This is a genomic window from Falsiroseomonas oryzae (assembly GCF_027856955.1).
Taxonomy (GTDB): Bacteria; Pseudomonadota; Alphaproteobacteria; order Acetobacterales; family Acetobacteraceae; genus Falsiroseomonas; species Falsiroseomonas oryzae.
The window spans coordinates 1-9,560 of record NZ_JAPSMD010000204.1; the positions used below are offsets into that span (position 1 = coordinate 1).

Genomic DNA, 9,560 nt, shown 5'->3' on the forward strand with positions numbered 1-9,560 from the left:
GGGCCCGCCGGTGCTGGACCCCGACCTCGACGTGGAGGCCGCGCTGGTGCTGGCGCTCGGTCACCTGACGGAGGTGCTGCTGTGGCACGCGCCGGCCGCCGCGGCGGGCACCACGCCCGAGGGCGTGCACCAGATGCGCGTCGCGATGCGCCGGATGCGCTCGCTGCTGCGGGTATTCCGCCCGGCCTGCGACGGGCCCTCCCTCCGCCGCTTCGATGCCGGGCTGAAGGGGCTGGCCGGCGTGCTGGGCCCGGCGCGCGACTGGGATGTGTGGCTCGGCGGGCTGGGCGCGGAGGTCGCCGCCGCGCTGCCCGAGGAACGGCGCATCGCTGCGCTGCTGCGTGCCGCCCGGACGACGCGGGAGGCCGCCTATGCCGCGCTGCGCCCGGTGCTGGCCGGGCCGGAGCTGCGCCGGGTCGCCTGGGATGCCGTAGCCCTGGCGGAGACCCGCCCCTGGCGGGTGGAGGGCGAACCCGAGCAGGCCGAACGCCGCAGCGGCACGCTCGCGGACTTCGCGGCCGGGGTGCTGGACAAGCGCTGGCGCCGGATCGAGGACGCGGGCGAGGACATCGCCGATCTTCCCACCGACGACTTCCATGCGCTGCGCATCGAGGCCAAGCGCATGCGCTACGCGGCGGAGCTCTTCTCGCCGCTCTGGGGCCGCAAGCGCGGCAAGCGCTTCCTCTCCCGCCTCGCGGAGGTGCAGGAGGCGTTCGGCCTGGCGAACGATGCCGTGGTGGCCCATGCGCTGATGGGCGCGCTGGTCGGGCGCGACGGGCGACTGGCCTGGGCGGCCGGCGTGGCGGAGGGCTGGGCATTGGCCCGGGCGCGCCGGGCGCGCGGCCGGGCTGGTGCGGCGTGGAAGGACCTTCTGGACGGCGGAATCTTTTGGAATCAGGGCTAAAGCACGCTCTCTTGTGTTCACGTATAGGTTGAAGAAGGGGTTGCAGCCTCCCCGCACGCGCGGTAGGCGTAGGGCCTCCCAAGACACCTTCGGTCCCGTGCGGCAACCACGTCGGATTTTCCGTTCCTCGCCCAACCCACGCCGCTGGCGCACGCCGGCGCTGGCGTTCGCCGTCGTGCTGACGGCGATCGTGACGGGCTATGGCCTGCCCACCGACCTGATGGGCTCCGCACCGCGCTACCAGGACTGGTCGGCGCTGGCCGCGGAGGTCCGCGTGGTGGATGGCGACACGCTGCGGCTTGGCGACCGCACGGTGCGGCTGGCCGGGATCGACGCGCCGGAGCGCGGGCAGCCCTGCAGCGATCAGGCGGGGCGGACGTTCGACTGCGGCGCCGCCGCGGCGGAGGCGCTCTCCCGCCTGGTGAATGGCCGCTCCGTGGTCTGCGTGGTGTCCGGCCGCGACAGGTTCGGCCGCGGCCTGGGCCAATGCACCGCGGCCGGGGCAGAGCTGAATGCCGGCCTGGTCCGGGCCGGCTGGGCGCTGTCGCAGGGCGACGACGCGACGTTGCTGGCCGCCGAGGTGGAAGCCCGCCGCGCCGCGCGCGGCCTCTGGGCCGGCGGCTTCACCCGCCCCGAGGAATGGCGCCGCCGGAACTGATACCCGGCTCATGAAATCCTGACCGACCGCAGGCAGGCGTAATCGGTCAGGGATGCGACGCGGCCCCGCTCGTCGATGAGGCGGTTCCAGGCGTCGCAGCAGCCGTCGATGACGGCACCGAGGTCGGCGAAGAGGCGATGCGAGATGAAGCGCTCTCGCAGGTAGAGCCAGACGCGCTCGACTGGGTTCAGGTCAGGGCTGTAGGGCGGCAGGAAGACGAGGCTGACGTTGTCGGGCACTGCGATGTCCTTCGCCGTGTGCCAGCCTGCTCCGTCGAGCAGCAGGGCGACATGGACGCCCTCCGGCAGGCTCGCCCCGAAGCGCTGGAGGAAAGCGGCCATGGCGGCGGCGCTGGTCTCGGTCAGCACGAGGGCGAAGGCCTTGTCTGTGCCGGGCCGGACGGCGGCGTAGATCCAGGCCGAGGCATAGCGGCGGTCGATGATGCCGACCGGGCGGACGCCGCGCTCGAACCAGACCCGCGTGCCGCGCCCTTTCTGGCCGACGCGGGCCTCGTCCTGGCACCAGAGTTGCAACTCCTTGTCGGGATGACGTCGGGCGATCTCGCTCAGCGCGGCTGCAAGGCCCCCTTTTGGAAGCGCCGCTGCGCCGTTGTGTCGGTCAGCGGGTGTCGTGGCCGGGTCTTCTGCCAGGACAGCCCGAGCGACTTCACCAGCCGCAGCATGCCGCCCTTGCGGTAGACGACGCCGAAGCGCTCCTCGGCCAAGCGGCAGAGGTCGACCACCCGCCAGGCCGAGACGCCGTCGCGCTCCGGATCGGGGCCGCGCAGGATCAGCGCTTTGAAGGCCGCCTGCTGGCCGTCGGTCATCCGCGCCGGGCGGCCGGGACGCGGGGCGTCGCGCAGGCCATCAATGCCCTCGGCGTTGAAGCGGATCACCCAGTCCCGCAGCGTCTGGCGGTCCATCCCGGCAGCGCGCGCCGCCGCCTCCCGGCTCATGCCGTCCAGCGCGTTGGCCAGCGCTATCAGCCGCGCCGCCACCCGACCGTCGCTCTCTCGTCGGGCCAGGCGGCGCAGGTCCGCCGCCTCCAAGTCCGTCCGGATCGCCAGCGGCGCTCCCACCGTCATGCCCTCCGAGATGCCGGAGGACAACGAATCACACCCGCTCGTCTCGCACCCTACACAGGCGAGTCAGCATTTCACGAGCTGGGTATGAGACGGGTCGCTATCCGGCCCATCCGGCCGACGGCGTGCGTCGACTTCGGATGCGCTACGGCGCAAGCCTCGCCGCCCGTCGCACGGTGCCGGCCGGGTAAGCCTCTTCCGCGCTCACCAGGATGTTGCCGCCGCTCCGCAACATGCGCGTCGACAGGCCGCGCCGGGCCGGATAGCAGGGGCGCCATGTCCAGCGCCGCCGTCAGCCCGCCGTGACATCCGCGACCTCGCCGGCCAGGGCCGGCGAGGCTCGCCGCACGCGGATACGCTGCGTCCGGCACCGCAACGCCCGCGCGCCAGCGCGCCGGGCCCCAACCGGTGCACGCCCGACATGTCCACTCCGCCTTCGACGCGCGGCCTCGCGGCCTGGCGCGACGCCCTGCAAGCTCGGCCCCCCGCCGCATCCGGACGCGCCGCCATCCAGGCGCCGGAGCGCATCGTGGCGCTCGACAGCCTGCGCGGCCTCGCCGCGCTCTCGGTCGTCATCTACCACGGCCTACTGGTCCACCCGTCCTACTTCTGGGTGCTGGGCGGAGAGGGCAACAACGTCTTCGCCACCGGCCGGCTGGACGTGCTGCTGTTCACCGCCACGCCCCCAAGCCTGCTCTGGTCAGGGCGGGAGGCGGTGCTTCTCTTTTTCGTGCTGAGCGGCTTCGTGCTGAGCCTGGCCTTCCAGGGGCCTCGCCGGCCGCGCTACCTGCCTTTCGTCGCCCGGCGCGCCTGCCGGCTGCTGCTGCCCTCCGCCGCGGTGGTGGTGGCGGTCGCGCTGGTGGTGCAACTCGTCGGCAACGCGCCGCGGCCCGGCCTCAGCATCTGGTTCAACGAGCATTCCTGGGGGGCGATGCCGGACTGGCGGATGCTGGTGCGGCACATGCTGCTCATCGGCACGGACTATCCGCTGAACAACGTGCTCTGGACGCTGCACTACGAATGGCACGCCTCGCTGCTGTTCCCTGCCGTCTTCGCCCTCGCCGCGGCGGGGCTGCGCATCGTGCTGCCGGTCATGCTGGCCGTGCTGCTGGTGGTGACGGTGGAGGCGACGCTGACCGGGTGGGGCTATCTCTCGACGCTCTACTTCCTGCTCTACTTCCTGTTCGGCGCCGTCGTCGCCACGCAGCGCGGCTGGCTGGTGCCGGCGGTGCACGGCCTGCCGCGCGCGGGGCGGGTCGTGCTCTGGCTGCTGGCCTATCTGCTGCTGAACATCCGCTGGCTCCTGCCCGGGCCGGAGAGCCTGTTCGACCTCAAGGCCGGGCTGGGGGCGGCGCTGCTGATCCTGCTGGTACTCGCCTCGGCACGGGCGCAGGCGCTGCTGATGGTGTGGCCCCTGCCCTGGCTGGGCCCGATATCCTTTGCCCTGTACCTCGTCCATGTGCCGACCATCCTGGCCGTGCTGCGCGTGGTGCCGCCGGCGGTGCCGGTGCCGCTGGCCGTGATGGCGGCCGCCCTGCTCTCGCTCGGGCTGGCCGCGCTGCTGCATCGCTGGGTGGAACGCCCGGCCATCCGGCTTGGCCACGCGGTTGCGGCGCGGCTCTGAAGCCGCCAGGGCAGCCCGGCGGTTACCGCGGCGAGCACGACAATATGCGGGCAGGCCCGGCCGGGCCAAGTTGCCAAGGCGTCCGGCCCGATCCTATCTTGCGCCGCACCATAACGGGGCCGCGAGCAGCGGCGGCTCTGGCGCTCGAGGAAGCAAAGCATGGCCACGACCCCCAACGGGACCGTCACCTTCACCCTCGACGGTACGAACCGAAGCACCCGCCTGCCGGTGCTGAAGGGCGCGATCGGCCCTGATGTCGTGGACATCCGCAAGCTCTACGCCGACCTCGGCGTCTTCACCTTCGACCCGGGCTACGGCGAGACGGCGAGCTGCGAGAGCCAGATCACCTACATCGACGGCGACGAGGGCGTGCTGCTCTATCGCGGCTACCCGATCGAGCAGCTGGCCGAGCATTCCGACTTCATCGAGGTCTGCTACCTGCTGATGAACGGCGAGCTGCCGAACGCCCAGCAGTTCAAGGAATTCAAGAAGGGCGTCACCTACCACACGATGGTGCACGAGCAGATCCGTCGCTTCTTCGACGGCTTCCGCCGCGACGCGCACCCGATGGCGGTGATGTGCGGCGTGGTCGGCGCGCTGGCCGCCTTCTACCACGACAACCTCGACATCAACGATCCGGAGCAGCGGCGCATCGCAGCCTTCCGGCTGATCGCCAAGGTGCCGACCATCGCGGCGATGGCCTACAAGTACTCGCTCGGCCAGCCCTTCGTGTACCCGCGCAACGACCTCGATTATGCGGCCAACTTCCTCTACATGCTGAACGCCGTACCGGCGGAGCCGTATCAGGTCTCCCCGGTGCTGGCGAAGGCGATGGACCGCATCCTGGTCCTGCACGCAGACCACGAGCAGAACGCCTCCACCTCGACCGTGCGCCTGGCCGGCTCGACCGGCGCCAACCCCTTCGCCTGCATCGCCGCCGGCATCGCAGCGCTGTGGGGCCCCGCGCATGGCGGCGCCAACGAGGCGGTGCTGAAGATGCTCGGCGAGATCGGGCACGTGAAGAACATCCCCGCCTTCATCGAGAAGGTTAAGGACAAGAACTCCGGCGTGAAGCTGATGGGCTTCGGCCACCGGGTCTACAAGAACTTCGACCCGCGCGCGAAGATCATGCAGAAGACCTGCCACGAGGTGCTCGGCGAACTCGGCATCACCGACGAGCCGCTGCTGGACCTGGCGATGGAGCTTGAGCGGATCGCGCTGGAGGACGACTACTTCGTCTCCCGCAAGCTCTACCCGAACGTCGATTTCTACTCGGGCATCATCCTGAAGGCGATGGGCATCCCGACCAGCATGTTCACCGTGATCTTCGCGGTGGCGCGCACGGTGGGGTGGGTCAGCCAGTGGAAGGAGATGGTCGAGGATCCGTCCCAGCGGATCGGCCGCCCGCGGCAGATCTACACCGGCCCTGGCAAGCGCGACTACATCCCGGCCGTCAAGCGCGGCTGACCCGCGGGCGACACCGCCACTTCGGCCTGACCGGAAGGCCCGCCCGCGCGATGCGGGCGGGCCTTCATGCTGTCTGCGCAACGAGATTCCTCAGCCGTCGCGTGAAATCATGCGGCCATCCCCCTGAATCAACGCGGAACATCGGGCAAGAATCCCACGCCGCGAGTCCGCATCGCCGGCGGCGACGAGTCCAAGATGGCAGGGCCTCGGGCGAATTCCCGGACGGTTTCATCAACCCGGACGCGTAAATTCTTAATGCACCGTTAAAAAACCTCTTGAACCGCGCCCCGAGTCCTGAGAGTGTTCGCCTGTAAGTTGATATCCACAGGAAGGTCTAAACCGATGCGCGCAGAGGCCCTGGTCCACACGGCAAAGCCCCTGGACGAGCTGGTCCGTCGCCGGCTGCGCCAATGGCCGCAGCGCCCGCCCGGCGCCCCCCGCACCTCACGTCAGGCCGGCACCTGGATGCGCGCCCGCCCCGGCGAGGCCAACCTGCTCGGGCAACCGTTCCTCAAGTTCCCGGGGGCCAGCACCTTCCGCACCATCCCCGACGGGCTCTGGCTGCATTTCGGCCCCGATCCCGACGACCGCTGGGCCGACATCCTCTGCATTGAGGCCTGCGGGTCGGTGCAGAACCTGCAGGACAAGCGCGCGCGCTTCGCGCCCTCGACCAGCTCGCTGCTGGTGGTCTGCCCGGTGCGCTGGCTGCACGAGCCGGCCGAGCCGAACGACCCGACGCCCCGCTGGCACCTGATCCGCATGCTGCGCGACGAGCCGCACGAGCCGCTGGTGCTGCCGGTGCGCGACGTCCGCGTGCTCTACGGGCTCAAGGCCCGCCACTACCAGTCCGTTGCTCGCGGCCAGGTGCCGCATCCGCATGAGTATTTCTGCCCGATCGAGGCGCTGACCGCCGAGCGCGGCCAGGAGGATCCCGCCTTGGCCGCGTTGATCGGGCGGGCCTCGGCCGCCGCCAACTTCATGGTGCCGGCCTGACCGCCTTCGGCGCCAGGGCTGGGCGGGCGCGCCATGGGTCGGCCGCCCACCCTGCCCACCAGGCGAAAGATTCTCAATCTTCTGCTATCGTCTCACGAACTCACACCGCTGCGTCGGAGTCGCCGTGATTGGCACGCGGGTCGGCCGCCGGCCGGATCCGGCGCAACGGCAGGATGAATGTAAAGCTGTCGCATTGCCGCGCCCGAACGTTTCCTGACGGGCAGGTAACGCATTCGGCGCTTGACCGGATCGGTCCGACAGGAAAAAGTCGTCCCGACGTTGATCGGCCGGGAGAGTCGTTTCCGGCCATGGCAAGCGATTGGACCGAACATGCTCAGGAAGCTGTCCTTGGCGACCGCCCTCGCAGGAGCGATTGCCCTGGTTGCCCCCGCGAAGCAGGCGGATGCCGCGCTGTTTCAGTTGACGATCGGCACGTCCAGCGGTGACCTCGTCGCCGTTCTGGACGGTTCGATCGCCGGCAATGTCGTGTCGGTGACAACCGTCCAATCCGCCAGCTTCAACGGCAATCCCTTTCCCGCGCTCGGCTTCGTCGGTACCTTCACCGACCTCGTCTTGAACGGCACGACCGGTGGGGTCGGCTTGGTGAGCACCGACGGCCTCACCATGGACTTCACCGCCTGCGACACGGCTATTTGCGCCGGCAACGCCTTCAGCATCGGGACCATCAGCGGCGGCTCGGTCGTCGAGGTCATCGTCGCCCTCGACGGCGATTCTGTCTTCGAGGAGTTCAACGTCCAGGCCTACACCCTGGAGCGCTTGAACCCGACGGCGGTGCCGGAGCCCGGCACCCTCGCCCTGTTCGGCATCGCCGGCCTCGCGCTGGTCGCTGCGAGCCGCCGCCGTCCGCAGCTTCCGGCGCTCGCCACCGCCTGATCCCTGCCCCGGCAGCGCCCGGCGCTGCCCGGCTTGATGGATCTTTCGCGAAGCCGCGCTGCCCCGCAGCGCGGCTTTTTCGTGTGCGCCGACCCGGCCCGCTCTCAGCTCGCCAGGCTCCAGAACATCCGCAGCACCGTCAGGCCGAGGAAGGCCGCGAACAGCCGCTTCAGCAGCAGCGGCGGGATGCTGTGCGCCAGCTTCACCCCCCAGGGCGCCGCCAGCAGGCTGGCCGGCACGATCAGCGCGAAGCCGATCAGGTTCACGTAACCCAGGCTCAGCGGCGGCAGCAGCGGGTTGCCCCAGCCGCCATAGACGAAGCCGATGGTGGCGGGGATCGAGATGATCACCCCGAAGGCGCTCGCCGTCGCCACCGCGCTGCGGATCGGCGCGCCGAACATCGACAGGATCGGCACCCCCACCGTGCCGCCGCCGATCCCCATCATCGCGCTGACCGCGCCGATGAAGGTGCCGATGGAATGCCGCCGCTTCCCCGTCGGGAAGCTGTCGCGCAGCCGCCAATCCACCCCGGTGAGGGCCATGTTCAGCGCCACCGCCAGCGCGATCACCGCGAACACCGCCGTATGCGCGCTGCCCGCCACCACCACCCCCAGCAGCGTGCCCAGAAGCACCCCGCCCGCGATGGACGGCACCAGGCTGCGCAGCAGCGGCACGTCCATCGTGCCCTTCGCGAAGTGCTTCCGCGCCGACTGGATCGAGGTTGGGATGATGGTCGCGAGCGAGGTCCCGACCGCCAGCTTCATCTGCACCGCCTCCGGAATGCCGAACAGCGGGAAGACGCTGAACAGCACCGGCACGATCACGATCCCGCCCCCCACCCCCAGCAGCCCCGCCAGCAGGCCGGAAGCGAGCCCGGTGAACGCCATGGCCAGCGCCAGCCCGGCCAGCCAGAGCGGGTCCTGCATGAAGTCCATCTTCTTGTCCCGGCATTCCTGAAAGGTCAGGGGCCGTGCCATAACCAGCCCTCACCAGGACGTCACCCCGCGTGCCGATCATCGCAGACCCGCTGTTCTGGGCGCTCGCCATCCCCGCCTTCCTGCTGACCGGCATCAGCAAGGGCGGCTTCGCCTCCGGCGCAGGCAACGTCGCCGTGCCGCTGATGTCCCTCGTCATCCCCGCCCCGCAGGCCGCCGGCATCGCGCTGCCCGTGCTCTGCGCCATGGACCTGACAGGCCTGCGCGCCTGGTGGGGCCGCTGGAGCGCGCGCGACCTGCGCGCGATCCTGCCGGGCGGGCTGCTCGGCGTGGCGCTGGGCGCGGCCATGTTCGGGCTGCTGAGCGACCGCCACGTGAAGCTGATGGTCGGCACCATCGCGCTGGTCTTCCTGGCGCGCAGCCTGTGGCAGGCACGCCCCGGCCGCGTGGCGCCGCCACCGGCCACGCCGCATCGCGGGAAGGCCGGCTTCTGGGCGATGCTGTCGGGCCTCACCTCCACCATCGCCCATGCCGGCGGGCCGCCGCTGGCCGTCTATCTCTATCCGCTGCGGCTGGACCGCGCGCAGCTGGCGGCCACCGTCGCCGTGTTCTTCGCCGTGCTGAACTACGTGAAGCTTGTGCCCTATTTCGTCCTGGGCCAGCTGTCGGCGACCAACCTGCTGACCGCGCTGCTGCTGCTGCCGCTGGCGCCGATCGGCGTGCGCATCGGCATCTGGCTGGCGGGGCGGATGAGCGACCGTGCCTTCTACCGGCTGATCTACGCGATGCTTTTCGTCACCGGCGTGAAGCTCGTGTGGGACGGGCTCGGCTTCTGACCCGCGTCGTGTTCCGCCGACGCGGATCGCGCCGCGGCCTTCGCTTGTGCGACCGATCCACCGCGTCGGCGATCGCGCCGTCGCGGACCGCGCGCTAGGCGCGGTAGCGCGCCAGCACGGCCGCGCCCGCCGGGCCGGCCGCGCCTTCCCACTCGAACACCGCCGCCG

At 70.6% G+C, this 9,560-nt stretch carries 9 protein-coding genes; 7 read left to right on the forward strand and 2 right to left on the reverse strand.

The genetic code is table 11. From position 1 onward, the window contains the following. Both OZN99_RS18260 and OZN99_RS18265 read left to right on the forward strand, forming a co-directional pair. Positions 1–904 (forward strand): CHAD domain-containing protein (locus OZN99_RS18260; protein ID WP_270936698.1); only part of this gene is annotated, 904 nt, incomplete at its 5' end. Positions 905–1,079: 175 nt separating this feature from the next. Further along, complete coding sequence (locus OZN99_RS18265) at positions 1,080–1,562, forward strand: thermonuclease family protein (protein WP_270936699.1); 483 nt, start codon at positions 1,080–1,082, stop codon at positions 1,560–1,562. Between the two features lie 8 nt (positions 1,563–1,570). Here the strand turns inward: OZN99_RS18265 and OZN99_RS18270 are convergent. Then, positions 1,571–2,646 (reverse strand): IS630 family transposase gene (locus OZN99_RS18270; protein ID WP_270936700.1). Its coding sequence is split into 2 segments (ribosomal slippage): positions 1,571–2,146 and positions 2,149–2,646, totalling 1,074 coding nucleotides; the frame shifts between segments, so codons are not numbered across the junction. 418 nt (positions 2,647–3,064) lie between these two features. Here OZN99_RS18270 and OZN99_RS18275 point away from each other — a divergent pair. The 4 genes from OZN99_RS18275 (at position 3,065) to OZN99_RS18290 (ending at position 7,621) form a co-directional block, all read left to right on the forward strand. Beyond that, a complete protein-coding gene (locus OZN99_RS18275; protein WP_270936701.1) occupies positions 3,065–4,267 on the forward strand; it encodes an acyltransferase family protein in 1,203 nt (400 codons plus the stop codon). Positions 4,268–4,426: 159 nt separating this feature from the next. Then, a complete protein-coding gene (gene gltA, locus OZN99_RS18280) occupies positions 4,427–5,734 on the forward strand; it encodes a citrate synthase (protein ID WP_270936702.1) in 1,308 nt (435 codons plus the stop codon). Between the two features lie 342 nt (positions 5,735–6,076). Then, on the forward strand, positions 6,077–6,727 hold the full coding sequence (locus OZN99_RS18285; protein WP_270936703.1) for a hypothetical protein: 651 nt from the start codon (positions 6,077–6,079) through the stop codon (positions 6,725–6,727). 348 nt (positions 6,728–7,075) lie between these two features. After that, entirely contained in the window at positions 7,076–7,621 is a 546-nt protein-coding gene (locus tag OZN99_RS18290) for a PEP-CTERM sorting domain-containing protein (RefSeq protein WP_270936704.1), read from the forward strand. 104 nt (positions 7,622–7,725) lie between these two features. Here OZN99_RS18290 and OZN99_RS18295 read toward each other — a convergent pair whose 3' ends face one another. Continuing rightward, the gene (locus OZN99_RS18295; RefSeq protein WP_270936705.1) at positions 7,726–8,556 is read right to left on the reverse strand and encodes a sulfite exporter TauE/SafE family protein; all 831 of its coding nucleotides are present in this window, start codon (positions 8,554–8,556) and stop codon (positions 7,726–7,728) included. 71 nt (positions 8,557–8,627) lie between these two features. Here OZN99_RS18295 and OZN99_RS18300 point away from each other — a divergent pair, with 71 nt between their 5' ends. Next, entirely contained in the window at positions 8,628–9,392 is a 765-nt protein-coding gene (locus OZN99_RS18300; RefSeq protein WP_270936706.1) for a sulfite exporter TauE/SafE family protein, read from the forward strand. Positions 9,393–9,560: the final 168 nt, after the last annotated feature.